Origin of the sequence: Bradyrhizobium sp. (assembly GCF_028868675.1) — a bacterium.
Lineage (GTDB): Bacteria > Pseudomonadota > Alphaproteobacteria > Rhizobiales > Xanthobacteraceae > Bradyrhizobium.
Genome location: NZ_JAGWUA010000116.1, coordinates 1 through 15,308 on the forward strand (window position 1 = coordinate 1; position 15,308 = coordinate 15,308).

The following is a 15,308-nucleotide window of genomic DNA, read 5'->3' on the forward strand; positions in this document are numbered from 1 at the left end:
GAAGCCCGCCTGCGTTGCCGAGCTGATCGCCCTGCACTACCGCTGAGCATGACGCGCCTCTCGGCCGGGAGCCTGTGCACCGGATCAGATCGGTCCGGATCAGATCGGACTTGGCCGAATCCGACAGTACTGGCAGGCTCGGCTGCCGTTCCCACAGCAGCTCGGTATTCGGATCATGCTTGACCTGTACGACTACTCGCTCCTCTCGATCTTTCTCGTCGGCGTCATCCTCATTCTTGCGGCCAGCGAAATCGGGCGGAGGATCGGGATCCATGCCAGCGCCAGCGGCGGTGGCGACGTTTCCACGCTCGAGAGCGCCGTTCTGGGGCTGATGGCCCTGATGATCGGATTTACCTTCGCGATGGCGCTCTCGCGGTTCGAGGCGCGCCGCGACGCCGTGCTGAACGAGGCCAATGCCATCGGCACCACCGCGCTGCGCGCCCGCCTTCTGCCGCAACCCGAGCGGGGCGAGCTCCTGAAGCTGTTGCGAGAGTACGTGGCGATCCGGCTCGATATCACCAGACACCCGACGTCTCGCACCGAGCTGGCGGCGGCCGTCGACAAGTCGAATGCCCTGCAGGAGGCGCTGTGGCTGCAGGCCAAGGCCATGTCTGCAAAGGACGCCGGCATGGTCCCGACGGGACTCTTCATCCAGACGCTGAACGACATGATCGATCAACAGGGCAAGCGGCTTGCGGCCTTGCGCAATCGGGTGCCCAATATCGTGATGCTGGCGTTGTTCGGAATTGCGGCCGTCGGAGCGGCATTCACGGGTTACGGCAGGGGGCTCGAGGCCCGCCGCACGCGCCTGCCGCTCTACCTCATGGCACTCCTGCTGTCTTCCGTCATCCTGCTGATCCTCGATCTGGACCGGCCGACGGCCGGTTTCATCGAGGTCAGCCAGCAGCCCATGGTCGACACCGCTGCGAGCATTGCCGCCTTCCCGGACTGACGATCCGGTCAGTCGATGATGTGGTAGCCGCCATCGATATAGAGCACGCCGCCGGTGATCAGCTTGGCGCCGTCGAGCGCGAGGAAGGCGGTGGCGTTGCCGACATCGTCGATGCTGACGAGGCTGCGCGAGGGCGCCTTCGACTGCGCCTTATCCATCAGTTCGTCGAATTCGGGAATGCCGGACGCCGCGCGCGTGGCCAGCGGTCCGGGCGAGATCGCGTGCACGCGGATGCCCTTCGGCCCCAGTTCGGCCGCGGCGTAACGGACCGCCGATTCGAGCGCCGCCTTCGCCACGCCCATGATGTTGTAGTTCTCCACCACCATCTGGCTGCCATAATAGGTCATGGTGAACATGGTGCCGCCGTTCTTCATCAGCGGCTCGGCGAGATGGGCCATGCGCAGGAACGACCAGCAGGACACCTCCATCGTCTTCAGGAACCCCTCGCGGCCGACGTCGACGACGCGCCCGTGCAGCGCCTCCTTCGGCGAGAACGCGATCGAGTGCAGCAGGAAATCGAGCTGTCCCCATTCCTTGGCGATCCGCTCGAACACCTGCTCGGTCTGGCCCTCGGCCATGACGTCGAGCGGCATGAAGATCGGCGCCTCCAGCGCCTGGGCGAGCGGCTCGACGTGCTTCTTGGCACGCTCGTTCAGATAGGTGACCGCGAGATCGGCCCCGAGCGCGCGGAAGGCCCGGGCGCATCCCCAGGCGATCGACTGATCATTGGCGATGCCGACGACCAGGCCCTTCTTCCCCTTCAACGCAACCTTGCTATCCGGAAATACGGGAATCATGACACCCTCTCTTGTCTGGGGTTGGACGACGGCGCCTTCATCAGCAGCGTCAAGGTGTGCTGGGCAATCATCAGTTCCTCGTCGGTCGGCACGACATAGACGGGAATGCGACTGCCGGCGCGCGAGATCAGCCGTGCATGGCGGGAATTTTCCGCCGGATCGAGCGCCACGCCGAGCCATCCGAGCTGCTCGGCCACCCGCGCGCGAAGACTTGCGGAGTTCTCGCCGATGCCGGCCGTGAACACGAAGGCATCGAGACCCTGCAGCGCGGCGGCGAGCATGCCGGCGTTGAGGCCGATCCGGTAGACGAAATGGTCGATGGCGAGCTTTGCCCTGGGGTCTTCGCTCGCCTCCAGCTCGCGCATGTCGTTGCTGACGCCGGAGAGCCCCTTCAGGCCGCAATCGCGATAGAGAAAATTCTGCACGTTCGATGCCGACATTCCCTTCTCGGAGATGAGATAGAGCACGACGCCGGGATCGAGCTGGCCTGGCCGCGTTCCCATCGGCAGCCCGTCGAGCGCGGTGAAGCCCATGGTGCTTTCGATGCTCCGTCCGCCCTTCAGCGCGCACATCGAGGCCCCGCTGCCGAGATGAGCGACGATCACCCTGCCTTTCGCGATGTCAGGCGCGACCTGCGGCAGGGTCTTGGCGATGTATTCGTAGGACAATCCGTGAAAGCCGTAGCGGCGAACGCCCTCGGCGTAAAACTGATGCGGGATCGCGTAGTGGTCGGCGACCGCGCTGTGCGTGCGGTGAAATGCGGTGTCGAAACAGGCGACCTGCGGAAGGCCGGGGAAACCTGCAAGGATGGTGCGGATCGGCGCCAGATTGTGCGGTTGATGCAACGGCGCGAGGCTGACGAACCGTTCCAGGCGGGCGACCACGCCGTGATCGACCAGCACCGGCCCGTCATGGTCGGGGCCGCCATGCACGACACGGTGCCCGACCGCGATCGGGTCGATGCGAAGCTCGTTGCGCAGCCATTCGCCGGCGATGCCCATCGCGGCCGGCACGTCGGCAACGGCCTCGATCGGGTAGGCGCGATCGGCCAGCGGATCGCCACTCGCGCCGCTCGCCCGCAGGCGCGGCCGGCTGCCGATGCCGTCGATCTGGCCCTTGATCTGCCGGCGCAGGCTGCCCTCTCCCTCGATCGAGAAGACCTGGAACTTGACGCTGGATGAGCCTGCATTGACGACGAGGATCGTATCCATGGCGATCACGCTGGGACTGTTGGAGCTTTCTGGCGTCGTGCGTTGGCATAGAGGGCGGCCACAGCGCAGGACGCCATTCGCGCACGCGGTGAATCCGCGCGCGACGTCAGCACGACCGGCACGCGGGCGCCGAGCACGATGCCGGCGCCGTCGGCCTTGGCGAAATAGGCGAGATTCTTCGCCAGCATGTTGCCGGCCTCGAGGTCGGGCACGACCAGGATCTGGGCGCGGCCGGCGACCTCCGACTTGATGCCCTTGATCCGCGCCGCCTCGACATCGATGGCGTTGTCGAAGGCCAGGGGACCATCGAGCACGCCGCCGGTGATCTGGCCGCGGTCGGCCATCTTGCAGAGCGCCGCCGCCTCGATCGTCGAGGGAATCTTGGTGGTGACGGTCTCGACCGCCGACAGGATCGCCACGCGGGGCAGCTTGCCGAAGCCGGCCTGGACGTAGAGGTCGATGGCGTTCTGGATGATGTCCCGCTTGGCGTCGAGATCGGGGAAGATGTTGATCGCCGCGTCCGTCACGAAGACGGTCTCGGCATAGGCCGGCACGTCCATCACGAACACGTGGCTGATGCGGCGATCGGTGCGCAGGCCGCCGGTCTTCGCCGTGACCGCGCGCATCAGCTCGTCGGTATGCAGACTGCCCTTCATCAGCATTTCGCCCCTGGCCGCATGAATGAGCTCGACGCCCTTGGCGGCGGCTTCGTCACTATGCGCGGCATCGACGAGCTCGAAGCCGGAGATGTCCAGCCCGTACTTGGCGGCCGCGTCCCTGATCTTTCGCTCGGGTCCGACCAGGATGGGGCGGATGATGCCGGCCTGCGCGCTGTCGACGACTCCGCGCAGCGAGGTTTCGTCGCAGGGATGCACCACGACCGTCGGGACCGGCGGCACAGCCTGGGCTGCCGCGATCAGCCGGTCATACTTGCTGGGAGGCTGCGCTTGTCCTGACATGATTCCGCTCCCGATGCTGGCCGCCCGCGCTACGACGCTCTTGCCTTGGGGTCGAAAGGGGCGACGTTCCCCGCCCGCTCCTCCCCCGTTTCCACGCCGAACAGCGCCGCGACCCGTTGCAGGCGGCTCGCGCGCTCGCCCGTGATCTCGCCGCTCGCCGACAGCACCTCGCGCATCGCCGCGATGACCGCGCGGCGCTGTCCGGCGTCCTCCGGCAACAGCTTCGGGATCGCGGCCAATGCCGCCTCCGTGTCGAGCAGCAGCATGAAGAACTGCTCGCGCACCAACATCTTGAACTCAGGCAAGGTCAGCCGCGGGCCGCTATAGTCGCGGCGAACCTGTCGCAGGGCCTCGATGCTGCGCTCGTCGACCATGCCGCGCGCGGAACCGACGTAGAGCAGGCTGCGGATGGCCGCCTCGCGAAGGCCGCCCTCCCCGACCTTCGACTTCAGCTCGCCGATCCTCTTGTCCAGCATCGCGCGATGCTCGGCCGACATCTCGCGCCGACGCGACGGCTCCGATTTCGGATCGATCCCGAGCGCCGCCTGCACCGCCGGCGAGCCGTAGACGTTGAGGAAGATCGCCTCGCTCAGCGCCTCCTGCGAGTCGCGCCAACTGTCCAGCACGTGAACGATCTGCTTGGACATCTGCTCCTGGAACGCCAGGAACGGATTGTCCTTGGACACCGCCTTGCGGTTGTCCTCGATCTCCTCCGCGGCGGACATCACCGGCTTCATCCACGGCTTTTCGCTGCTGAACGCCTCGTATTGCAGCCGCAGCGGGTGCAGATTGCGCGCCATCTCGGCCATCTGCGGCGTCACCATGGTCTTGATCCAGGGCTGGACGAATTTCTGGTAGGCGGCGAGATTGATCTCGGAGGCGCGCTTGGCGGCGGCGAAGCGCCGCTCGTCCTCGGGCGAGTTGCCGCCCATGGCGCGGATGTCGTCCAGCGTGCGCGCCTCGCAGCGCATCACCCATTGTCCGACGACGAGATCGGAGCTGGTCGTCTCCTCGCCCTTGGGCTCGAACGTCGCCTCATAGAGCCCCGGCGGCAGCACGTCGATCAGGTCGATGTTGCTGGAGAATTCCGCATGCTCCTTCTTGGCGACGCCGCCGGACACGAAGATGCCGAGGTGGCCGATGTTCTGGTGCACGGTGTAGACGATGGTCTGCCCGTAGGCCCTGATCTCGTCGACATCGGCATAGCAATCGAGGATCCAGTGCAGCGCCTGCTGCGGCGGGGTGATGTTGTCACCCTCCGAGCAGAACACCACGATCGGCGAGCGGATGTTGCGCAGGTCCACCTTCTTGCCGCCGGACATCTCGATCTTGCCGGCGGCGAGATTGTTGCCGATGAAAAGCTCGTCGACGATGAACTGGATCTCCTCGGCGTTCAGATTGACGTGCCCGCCCCACCAGCGCTCGAATTCGAGATAGCGGTCGGCCTCGGTGTCGACCTTGGAATAGACGTTGTACTGCTTGCTCCACAGCGTGTTCGAGGGGTTCTGGTTCTCGAAATTCTGCACCAGCCAGGCGCCGTCGAACTTGCCGGCGCCGAGATCGCTCGCCAGCGCCGTCAGCCAGCTTCCGCCGAGCAGGCCACCCGAATAGCGCATGGGATACTTGCCGTGCACGCCGGCCCAGTAGGCGAGCGGCGCGCCGGCGATGATCAGCGGCCCGAACAGCTCGGGGCGCAGCGAGGCCAGGATCATGACGGCCCAGCCGGCCTGGCAATTGCCGATCACGCAGGGCTTGCCGTCGGCCTTGGGATGCAGGCTGATGACCTTCTCGATGAACAGCGCCTCGGCGCGCGCGATGCGCTCGATGGTCTGACCCGGCATCGGTTCCGGCAGGAAGCCGATGAAATAGCAGGGATGACCCGCCTTCATCGCAACGCCGATCTCGCTGTCGGCCTTGAAGCCGCCGATGCCCGGACCATGGCCGGCGCGCGGATCGACCACGATGAAGGGCCGCCGTTCGAGGTCGATCTCGACGCCCTTGGGCGGAATGATGCGCACCAGCGCGTAGTTGACCGGCTCGTCCAGCTTGCGGCCGTCGATGATCAATTCGGCGGCATATTGCAGCACATGGGGCGCGGTTTGCGCAACGTGCTCGCGGTACTGGTCGCCGCGCCGGCGCATGATGTCCAGGAACAGCACGCTGCGCTGACCCGCGTCGACCATGTATTCCACCGCCGAGGCGACGAGCCCGGACAACGGGCCGCCCGGCAGGCTTCCCGGCAGGCTTGGAGTTTCCATCGACATGTTCCGACCTCTGCTCGCGTCTGGTTCTATCCAGCGCGCGCTGCGATGCGAGACGTTGATTTAGGTCAACGGTCGGCGGTCACTTTCCGGCACCGAGCCCGCGCGGGCGCCCGGCATACGTCCCGAGGTCCGCCGCCGACGGGGCCATTGATTCAGATCAATCGATCGAGAACGCAGGCGGGCTTGCTCAGCCACGTAGCCGTCAAGATAGTCATCCCTGTTCGTCGGACGGAACCCGATGCCCCAGGTCGCAAACTACGCCGCGCGCGAGCTGCTTCGCGACGGCACCCCAATCGAGATCCGGGCGCTCCGCTCGGAGGACGAGCCATCCATGCTGGCCGCCATTGCGCAGACCAGTCCGCAATCGCTGCAGAGCCGCTTTTTCGTCATGAAGCGGCACTTTTCCGAAAGGGAACGCGCCTTCTTCATGGAGGTCGATTTCAGCAATCACGTGGCGCTCGTGGCGCTGGTCCAGGAGCAGGCCCACACCGCCATCGTCGGCGGCGGCAGATACGTCGTCGTCGGTCCGGGAGAGGCCGAGATGGCCTTTGTCGTGGTCGATGCCTGGCAAGGCCGGGGGATCGGCTCGCTCCTGCTCAGGCACCTCATCGAGATCGCGCAGGCTGACGGATTGCGGACACTGACGGCCGAGGTGTTGTCCGGCAACAAGTCGATGCGGAGGGTATTCGAAAAATCGCACTTCAAGGTTGCAAGCAGTCCGGACCCACAGGTCATTCGGCTGACCCTCGACCTCCGTCCCGCGGTCCCGCGCTAAGGGCCCCTCGCTGATCGCGGCAGATCGCGCCCCTTGCCCCTGGTCAGGCCGTCATTTCGCAAACGGTTAGCGACACTCCAAAGATGCGAACTCCCCGAGAGAACCTGGGTTGTTCCGGATGAGCAATGTTGTATAAGTTTCGGAAGTACCGATCGCCTGCGGAGATCCGCGATGAAACCCTTCCTGCTCGCCTGCGTGGCGGCGATTGTGATCGCCGCAGCCGCCGTTGTCCTCCTCAATCGGGTCCAAGAACCGGTCCAACAGGCCTTTGCGACGACGGGCGTGCGGTTGTAGCGCGACCTACTCGGCCGGCTGCGCTGCGGATTGCGATCCGGCGCCACCGGGTCGGGCATTCTGCCCGTCGAGCCAGAGGGCATGGTGCTCCCTGGCCCAGTTGACGTCCACAGTCCCCGTGCCCATCCCCTCGAACGCGCCTTCCATGCCGATGGTGCCGATGTAGATGTGCGCCAGCATCGCCGCCACGAAGAGCACCGCGACGATGGAATGCACGATCTGGGCAATCTGCATGCCCTCGATCCCCGACAGATAGAACGGGAACATCAGCGTGTACCCGGTCGCCGCGACCAGACCTCCGCCGATGACCACGATCCAATAGATCGCCTTCTGGCCCGCGTTGAACCGATAGGCCGGCGGATGATCGTGGCCGAACAGACCGCCGCCCCGCTTGACCCACTCGACATCGACCTTGTTCGGAATGTTGCCGGCGATCCACGTCAGGAAGATCAGTATGACGCCGAGGGTGAAGGGGAAGCTCAGGTAATTGTGCGCGTACTTGGCCCACTGCGACCATTCCGAGAACGCCTCGAAGCCGATCAAAGGCAAGAGCAGCGGCCGGCCGAACGTGATGTTCAGGCCGGAGATCGCGAGGATGATGAAGCAGGTCGCCGTCATCCAGTGTGTAAAGCGCTCGAAGGCGTTGAAGCGCACGATGGTGCGCCCGGAGCGCCCGCTCTCGAGCCGAACCATGCCGCGGGTCAGGTAGAAGATCACGATGACCCCGATCATGCCGAGGATGGCGATGCCGCCGATCCAGCGCAGCGTGACGTTCCTGAACTCCCGCCAGTCGCGTCCCGCCGGCTGCTCGAGCACGCCCGCGCGCTGGTCGGGAATGGTGATACGTCCCTGGATCCGGTTGAGCTCCTGCAGGAGCTGCTGCTCCTTGACCGAGCTTGCGGTCGGATTGACCTGCTGCGCGTTTGCCGGAACGGGTCCCGCCGAGACCAGCAGCAGAAACGCCAAGGCGCCGACGGCCAAACGGATCAGTCTTGATAACGACGCCATGGTCTCCTCCTCTTCGTCCCCGCGGTCACGACTCGATCGACTCGCGATAGGCGGTCTTCCAGCCCCACGCACCGGAGCCGTAGCCGCGCTTCATCACGCGCTCCTTGTAGATTTGGGCAATGATCTCGCCGTCACCGGCGAGCAACGACTTGGTCGAGCACATCTCGGCGCAGAGCGGCAGTTTCCCCTCGGCGAGGCGGTTCGCCCCGTACTTCTCGTACTCCTCCTTGCTGCCGTCGGCCTCGGGGCCGCCGGCACAGTACGTGCACTTGTCCATCTTGCCCCGGGAGCCGAAGTTGCCGACCTTCGGATACTGCGGCGCGCCGAACGGGCAGGCGTAGAAGCAATAGCCGCAGCCGATGCAGAGGTCCTTGGAGTGCAGCACGACGCCGTCGGCGGTGGTGTAGAAGCAGTTGACCGGACACACCGCCTGGCAGGGCGCATCCGTGCAGTGCATGCAGGCCATCGAGATCGAGCGCTCGCCCGGCTTGCCGTCATTGATGGTGACGACGCGACGCCGGTTGATGCCCCAGGGCACCTCATTCTCGTTCTTGCATGCCGTGACGCAGGCATTGCACTCGATGCAACGGTCGGCATCGCAGAGAAATTTCATCCGGGCCATGTTCGTTGCTCCCTCAAGCCGCGACGATCTGACAAAGCGTGACCTTCGGCTCCTGCATGCCCGTCGCAGGATCGTAGCCGTAGCTCGTGATGGTGTTGGCGCTCTCACCGAGCACGATCGGATCGGCGCCCGCGGGATAGTTCTTGCGCAGGTCGGCACCACCAAACCAACCGCCGAAATGGAACGGCATCCAGGCGACGCCCTTGCCGACACGCTCGGTGACCAGCGCCTTCATCCTGGCCCGCGAATTGTTCTCGGCGCCGCTCACCCAGACCCAGCCGCCGTCCTTGATGCCGCGATCGGCGGCATCCGCCGGACTGATCTCGATGAACATGTCCTGCTGCAATTCGGCGAGCCAGGGATTGGTACGCGTTTCCTCGCCGCCGCCCTCGTATTCGACGAGACGGCCGGAGGACAGGATCAGCGGAAACTGCTTTGCGATACCCTTCTCGACCGCCGCCTTCTGCACGGAGAAGCCGATATTGGGGAGGCGGAACTGCTTGGCGTCGGGCAGCGTCGGATATTTTTCGACGAGGTCGACGCGCGGCGTGTAGATCGGCTCGCGATGGACCGGGATCGGGTCCGGCAGGCCGAATGCGTTCATGCGCGCCTTGCCATTGCCGTACGGCACGCAGCCGTGCTTCAGCGCCACGCGCTGGATGCCGCCGGACAAATCGAGCGACCACGACACCGCGTCCGGATTGGCGGGATTGACCTTCTTGATCGTGGCCATCTCGGCCTCGGTCAGGTCGGTGTCCCAGCCGAGCTTCTTCAGGCTCGCCAGCGTGAACTCGGGATAACCGTCCTCGATCTCGGAGCCCTTGGAATAGGACTTGTCGGCGAGCAGGCTCACTTTGCGCGTCGTGCCGTCCGCGAGCTTCTCCTCGCGTTCGATGCCGAAGCGCGGGCGGAACGCGCCGCCGCCGTCCATGACGTGCAGGTTGGTGTTGTAGAGCAACGGCGAGCCGGGATGCCTGACCTCCGGCGAGCCCCAGCATGGCCACGGCAGGCCGTAATAGTCGCCGCCGACTTCCGGGTCGTCCTTCGGCGCGCGCATCGTCACCAGGTCGAACTTGTGCTGGTTCTTCATATGCGCCTTGATGCGCTCCGGCGACTGGCCGCAATAGCCGGTCGACCAGCTCCCGCGGTTGATCTCGCGCAGCACGTCCTCGGCGACGGGCAGATTGTTCGTCACCTTGATGTTCTTGAACATCTTGTCGGCGAACCCGAACTTCTTCGCCATCAGATAGATGACCTCGAGATCGTCCTTGGATTCGAAGACCGGCTTGACGATCTGCTCGGCCCACTGCATCGATCGGTTCGACGCGACCCGCGAGCCGACGCATTCGAACTGCGTGGCCACGGGCAGGATGTAGACGCCGTCCTTGCGACCCGCTTCCACCGCCAGCGATGCCCAGGTGGTCGGATGCGGGTCCGCGATCACCAGCAACTCGAGCGCCTTCAGTCCTTTCAGCGATTCAGGGATACGCGTGATGCTGTTGCTGGCGTGCCCCTGCACGAACACCGCCTTGACGTTGTCCTTCTGGGCGACGTCCGCCTTCGGCAACAACGCCGCGTCGAACCAGCGCGTCAGCGGAATGCCTGGGGTCTCCATCAGCTTCTTGTCGTCGAAACGCGATACCAGGTAGTCGTAGTCGACCTCCCAGACCCGCGACCAGTGCTTCCAGGCGCCTTCGGCGAGCCCGTAGTAGAAGGGCAGCGTCACGATATCGAGGCCGACGTCGGTCGCGCCCTGGACGTTGTCGTGGCCGCGCAAGATGTTGGCGCCGGTACCGGACTTCCCGACGTTGCCGGTCATCAGCAGCGCGATGCAGCTCGCCCGCACGTTGGCGGTGCCGACCGTGTGCTGGGTCTGGCCCATGCACCAGATGATGGTTGCGGGCTTCTGCGTCGCGAACATCTTGGCGACGCGCTCGAGCTGCGCGCCGGGCACGCCGGTCACGCGCTCCGTCTCCTGCGGATTCCACTTCTCGACCTCCTTGCGCAGGTCCTCGAAGCCGTAGACCCGCTGGGCGATGAACTCCTTGTCCTCCCAGCCGTTCTTCAGGATGTGCCACATCATGCCGTAGAGCACGGGGATGTCGGTGCCGGGCCGGATGCGGACATATTCGGTCGCATGCGCAGCCGTGCGCGTCATGCGCGGATCGAACACGATGAAGTTCGCCTTGTTGATCTCCTTCGACGCCAGCATGTGCTGCATGCCGACCGGATGCGCTTCCGCGGCGTTGCTGCCGATGAACAGCATCGTCTTGGAGTTGCGCATGTCGTTGATGCTGTTCGTCATCGCGCCGTAGCCCCAGGTGTTGGCGACGCCGGTGACGGTGGTGGAATGGCAGATGCGAGCCTGGTGGTCGGTGTTGTTGGTTCCCCAGAACGCGCCGAGCTTGCGGAACAGATAGGAGCCCTCGTTGGTCATCTTCGCCGAACCGAGCCAGTAGACGGAATCGCTGCCCGATTTTTCGCGAACCTGAAGCAGCTTGTCGCCGATCTCGTTGACGGCGGTGTCCCACGACACGCGCGTCCACTGGCCGTTCACGAGCTTCATCGGATAACGCAGCCGCCGATCGCTATGCACGAGTTCGCGCACGGAAGCGCCCTTCGCGCAATGGGAGCCGCGGTTGATCGGCGAATCCCAGCTCGGCTCCTGACCGATCCAGACGCCGTTCAGCACTTCGGCCGTGACGGTGCACCCGACGGCGCAGTGCGTGCAGACGCCCTTCTTGACCGTGGCGCCTGCGGCAAGCGGGCCGGCGACCGCCGCCTCCGCCTTGCGCACGCTGCCGACCGGCATGGCGCCGAGCGCTGCAAGCGCGCCGCCGGCCAGTCCGGACTTGCGCAGGAACGTGCGGCGATCGAGGCCCCCGCCCTGGCCTGCAAGGGTTTCGGCGACGGAGCCTCGGCGATCGGAACGCTGGTGTGTTCGCTTGATAAGCACGGCAGCCTCCCTCTCAGGCGGGATAACGATTGACGCGATAATACGTCTTCACGTGGTCGGATTCCTTGTAGCGCGCCTTGCGCTTCTCACCGTCATTCTCGCTGTCGGCCTGCGCGGACCCGACCAGCGGTGTCGCGAGCGCTGCGCCGGCGCCGACCGTGCCAATGCCGACCTTGCGAAGGAAGTCGCGGCGTCCGACCTTGGCTTTCGTCTCGTCACTCATCGCATCTCTCCCGGACCGACGCGCGTCGGTCAGTTGGCGAACTTGAATGCTTCCGTCTCGATATCGATGAAGAGCCGACCGAGCGCGCCGACCGTCCGATAGAAGCGGGCGTTTTCGGCACTCTCCATGTCGGCGAACAGCCGGCCCATCCAGGACGCGACGTGCGTCTCGAAGAAGGCGCGCTGCGCCTGCAGCGTTGCATCGAGCCGGCCGTCGGCGAAGCCCGACATGATCTCGCACAGAATGGCCGCATGATCCTCGGGTTCGGAGTTGCTCGCGACGCGCTCGATCCCCGCCGCGGCGAGGTCCTCACGCAGGCGCGACAACGGCCGCTCGTGCAGGAATCCGGTGAGATAGTAGGAGGCATAAAGCAGCAATTCGCCGCGGCCCAATCCGACGAACAGATCGAAATACTCACGCTCGAGCCGTGCCGCGACCGATCGGGAAGCCGCTTCCGCCAGCGCTGCATGAGCGCGTCCAAGCGGCGTCTCATCGCCGCTCAATGCAGCAAGCCGGTCGAGCAACGCCTGTGACGGCGCGGCGGACAACAGCGTGGCCAGCAGCGCGTATTCCTGCGCGCGCGCCGCATCGACGGGGTCAACGGCCTCAGGTGGCCTTGGCATACCGTAGAGATCGGGCCGCAGTTCCGTGCGTGGAATGCCGGTTGCGGCCTCGACCGCAATCACTCGTTGAGCGGGGACCTTGTTCCAATTCGAAACGGAGGGCTGGCTGATGCCGATTTTGCGCGCAAGGTGGGCAACGCCGCCTGCGGCGTCGATCGCGCGGTCGAGTCCCTCGTCACGCACTCGGACCTCCCATCCCAGTCCCAGGTGCTCGATTATTTGTTTTGTAGCAAAGCACTGGAGAAGCGTAGACCCAGTCCCACGGACGGTCAATTGCGACATAGCCCGAAGCTATGGAGTTGGTCGAAAGACCTATTGCGGCAGCGCGCCGCCATGTCTGCGCCGTCGAACGGGATCCGATTCGTCGCCGGTGTCATCGGCCGCCCTTGGGTGCGCCGCGGCAGGACGAGAGGAGAACTCAGGCGCGGCAGAATCGACGATCGCCTCCGCGGTGGCAAATGCTTCCGCCTGACGCAGTTCTTGCCCGGATTCCGCGTGGTCCGCGGGCTCAGCCGAAGCATCAGGCAGGCCTTCGGCCACCTTCCGTACGCCGCCAATTACTCGATCCAGCAGCTCGGCCAGTTCGCCTTCGGAGCAATCCAATGGTCCAAAGCCCGGCATGGCGTTCGGATCGTTGAAGTCCCAGGCGTTCTCCGCCAGCCCGACGAAGTCGCGAATCGCCGGATCGGCGCTCCAGGCGCGACGAAGAGCCGCACGCGTCAGCTCCTGCGGAATCCCCTTGCGCAGGAATGCAGTGATGTCGGTTGCCGACGTGATCGAATCGATCGGGGGCAAGCTCGACAGGTCGATTTCCTCCTCGCCTTCCTCTGCGGCGGGCTGCGACGGCGCGGACTGCACGTCATCGGGCACAACCTCGTCCGCGGAAACCACTTTCGCTTTGGCTTCGCGCTTGCGACGGGACCAGCGCGCAAGGAACTCTTCCTCGCTCATGCCTATCCGCCTTCATGCTCTCGCCGCGCCAGCGCCTCCGGGTCGGCCCGGCGTCGCTCGCGCTTGACGAATTCCCGCTCGACGTGGTGGACGGCGATGAAATTTTCAATCGCCGCGCGCAGTCCTTCCGGCATGGGCACGGTCTCGACGAGATTGGACGCCGCCTCGGTAAAGGCCTCACCTTCCGCGGGGTCCGCCGTGACTGCTGCGACCGAATAGGGCCAGGGGCCCTCCGAAGGCGACAACACGGTCCAGATGCTTGGATTGCCCGAGACGAGATTGTCGCGATAGCGCGCCGTCTCGGACGGATAGAGGTCGACCGTGGCGCTGCCGGCATAGAACAGGGTCGTCCCCTCCTGCTCGCGCAGCACCGTCCAAGGCGTCGTCTCCGGCTCGTCCGGCAGCACCGCAATGCCGCGCCAGACGAAATCGGCCCAGGGCGAGTCCGACTTGCGCCGCTCGACCACGACGCCGACGGGAATGCGCAGGGCGGGCAGCGCAGCAGGACTCACGTCACCATCTCCAGCCGATTCATCGGCAGCCCCGTCAACAGATTCTGCGGCTTCATCCGGACCTTCTGGTCCGGCGTCATCGTCAGGATCAGATAGACCGGCTCGCCCTGCATATCTTCCACAGCCAGGCTCGCGTCTGCAAATGTCAGGCGAAAGAGGGCCAAAACGCGTCCGGCGCTTCGGTCGTCGAGTTCCTCGCCGTGCCAGAGGCGATCGCCGAGATTGGTGGCATCCGTATCGAGCCCCACATACCAGGTGAAGCGCGCATCGCGCAGCTCGCGTAACGGCTCGATGGCGACCTCGACGCCGAGCAGATGAGAGATCCAGCACGTCATCGCCTGCGCCAGCGCTTTCGGTCCACGTCCGGCCGGGGTGAGATCGAACGCCATGTCGAACTGGTCGCTGCGCTGCCAGTAACTGTCGACGTTGTCCCCGCTCAATACGTCGATCCGGGTTTCGGCCGCAGCCGCGAGCATCGAGATCAGCGAGAGCACCGGCGTCGGGCTGCGCCCACCGACGATCTCGTCATCGCCGAGCAGCAAGGCCTGCTCGTGCGGCAGGATGCGCTGCGGCCGGAAGAACAGTTCCGCGGCACGCAGCACGAACGTATCCTCGCAGCCGTCGAGGGCATTGCGCAAGATCACGTGCACGAGCTGGTTGATGAAGAGCGGGGGAAGGTCGTTTACGGCACCGCGAACCAGCGCAAGATAGGCCGCCTCGAGCGTCGGATGCCGCAACAGCAGATCGCGAAAGGCCAGCACGAAACGCCAGTTCTCCCGCGCATCGTCGTCGGCGATGGCGGCGATCTCGTCGGCCGTCACCGGTTGGCGGGGATCGGCGAGCAGTTCCCGGTGCAGCCGAAGCTCGACCGGGCATGCATCGTCCGGCGGCATCAGCTCGGGACGGGCAAAATAGGCCTTCAGGAACTCATCGGTGACCCGAAGCCCGCCGCTGTCGTCGCGTTCGAGCAGGTGATGGCCGCATGCTATCCAGAAATCGTTCATCGCAGGCGCGGCTCCCGGCCCAGGTCCGCAAGATCGAGATCGGGGTCGGGCTCGCTGTCGTCTTCCATCTCCATGAACGAGAACGCCTTGCCGTGGGCCCCTTGTCCCTCCCGCAATTGCAGGCGGCGGAACGACTCGCGGACGTCGCCGTCGCTCG

At 65.2% G+C, this 15,308-nt stretch carries 15 protein-coding genes; 3 read left to right on the forward strand and 12 right to left on the reverse strand.

The features are described 5' to 3' along the window. The first annotated feature begins 175 nt into the window (after positions 1–175). Complete coding sequence (locus KGM94_RS15915; protein ID WP_300260925.1) at positions 176–952, forward strand: hypothetical protein; 777 nt, start codon at positions 176–178, stop codon at positions 950–952. An 8-nt stretch (positions 953–960) separates the two neighbouring features. Here KGM94_RS15915 and fabI read toward each other — a convergent pair whose 3' ends face one another. The 4 genes from fabI to KGM94_RS15935 are packed head-to-tail and all read right to left on the reverse strand — an operon-like array spanning position 961 to position 6,183. Next, positions 961–1,749, reverse strand: coding sequence for an enoyl-ACP reductase FabI (fabI, locus tag KGM94_RS15920; RefSeq protein ID WP_300260928.1), 789 nt, complete (start codon positions 1,747–1,749; stop codon positions 961–963). Next, positions 1,746–2,960, reverse strand: coding sequence for an acetate kinase (locus tag KGM94_RS15925; RefSeq protein ID WP_300260931.1), 1,215 nt, complete (start codon positions 2,958–2,960; stop codon positions 1,746–1,748). The genes fabI and KGM94_RS15925 overlap by 4 nt, the downstream gene beginning before the upstream one ends. A gap of 5 nt (positions 2,961–2,965) precedes the next feature. Further along, positions 2,966–3,919, reverse strand: a complete 954-nt coding sequence (locus KGM94_RS15930; protein WP_300260935.1) for a phosphate acetyltransferase — start codon at positions 3,917–3,919, stop codon at positions 2,966–2,968. Positions 3,920–3,948: 29 nt separating this feature from the next. Continuing rightward, on the reverse strand, positions 3,949–6,183 hold the full coding sequence (locus tag KGM94_RS15935; protein WP_300260938.1) for a DUF3141 domain-containing protein: 2,235 nt from the start codon (positions 6,181–6,183) through the stop codon (positions 3,949–3,951). 238 nt (positions 6,184–6,421) lie between these two features. On the opposite strand from KGM94_RS15935, the gene KGM94_RS15940 reads away from it, so the two are divergent. Continuing rightward, on the forward strand, positions 6,422–6,958 hold the full coding sequence (locus KGM94_RS15940; RefSeq protein ID WP_300260941.1) for a GNAT family N-acetyltransferase: 537 nt from the start codon (positions 6,422–6,424) through the stop codon (positions 6,956–6,958). 171 nt (positions 6,959–7,129) lie between these two features. After that, entirely contained in the window at positions 7,130–7,252 is a 123-nt protein-coding gene (locus tag KGM94_RS15945) for a hypothetical protein (protein WP_300260944.1), read from the forward strand. Positions 7,253–7,258: 6 nt separating this feature from the next. Here the strand turns inward: KGM94_RS15945 and KGM94_RS15950 are convergent, their stop codons facing one another. The 8 genes from KGM94_RS15950 to KGM94_RS15985 all read right to left on the reverse strand — a co-directional run bounded on the left by KGM94_RS15950 (position 7,259) and on the right by KGM94_RS15985 (position 15,151). After that, complete coding sequence (locus tag KGM94_RS15950; protein WP_300260947.1) at positions 7,259–8,260, reverse strand: formate dehydrogenase subunit gamma; 1,002 nt, start codon at positions 8,258–8,260, stop codon at positions 7,259–7,261. Positions 8,261–8,285: 25 nt separating this feature from the next. Continuing rightward, entirely contained in the window at positions 8,286–8,882 is a 597-nt protein-coding gene (fdh3B, locus tag KGM94_RS15955) for a formate dehydrogenase FDH3 subunit beta (protein ID WP_300260950.1), read from the reverse strand. A gap of 13 nt (positions 8,883–8,895) precedes the next feature. Further along, the gene (locus KGM94_RS15960) at positions 8,896–11,838 is read right to left on the reverse strand and encodes a formate dehydrogenase subunit alpha (RefSeq protein ID WP_300260953.1); all 2,943 of its coding nucleotides are present in this window, start codon (positions 11,836–11,838) and stop codon (positions 8,896–8,898) included. A 13-nt stretch (positions 11,839–11,851) separates the two neighbouring features. Next, positions 11,852–12,061 carry a twin-arginine translocation signal domain-containing protein gene (locus tag KGM94_RS15965; protein WP_300260956.1) on the reverse strand — a complete coding sequence of 70 codons (210 nt, stop codon included), beginning with the start codon at positions 12,059–12,061 and terminating at the stop codon, positions 11,852–11,854. 29 nt (positions 12,062–12,090) lie between these two features. Then, on the reverse strand, positions 12,091–12,867 hold the full coding sequence (locus KGM94_RS15970; protein ID WP_300260970.1) for a molecular chaperone TorD family protein: 777 nt from the start codon (positions 12,865–12,867) through the stop codon (positions 12,091–12,093). Positions 12,868–12,996: 129 nt separating this feature from the next. Continuing rightward, entirely contained in the window at positions 12,997–13,635 is a 639-nt protein-coding gene (locus KGM94_RS15975) for a DUF3306 domain-containing protein (protein ID WP_300260960.1), read from the reverse strand. Positions 13,636–13,637: 2 nt separating this feature from the next. Then, positions 13,638–14,147 carry a DUF3305 domain-containing protein gene (locus KGM94_RS15980; protein ID WP_300260963.1) on the reverse strand — a complete coding sequence of 170 codons (510 nt, stop codon included), beginning with the start codon at positions 14,145–14,147 and terminating at the stop codon, positions 13,638–13,640. Then, the gene (locus tag KGM94_RS15985) at positions 14,144–15,151 is read right to left on the reverse strand and encodes a DUF6352 family protein (RefSeq protein ID WP_300260967.1); all 1,008 of its coding nucleotides are present in this window, start codon (positions 15,149–15,151) and stop codon (positions 14,144–14,146) included. Before KGM94_RS15985 ends, KGM94_RS15980 begins: the two co-directional genes overlap by 4 nt. Positions 15,152–15,308: the final 157 nt, after the last annotated feature.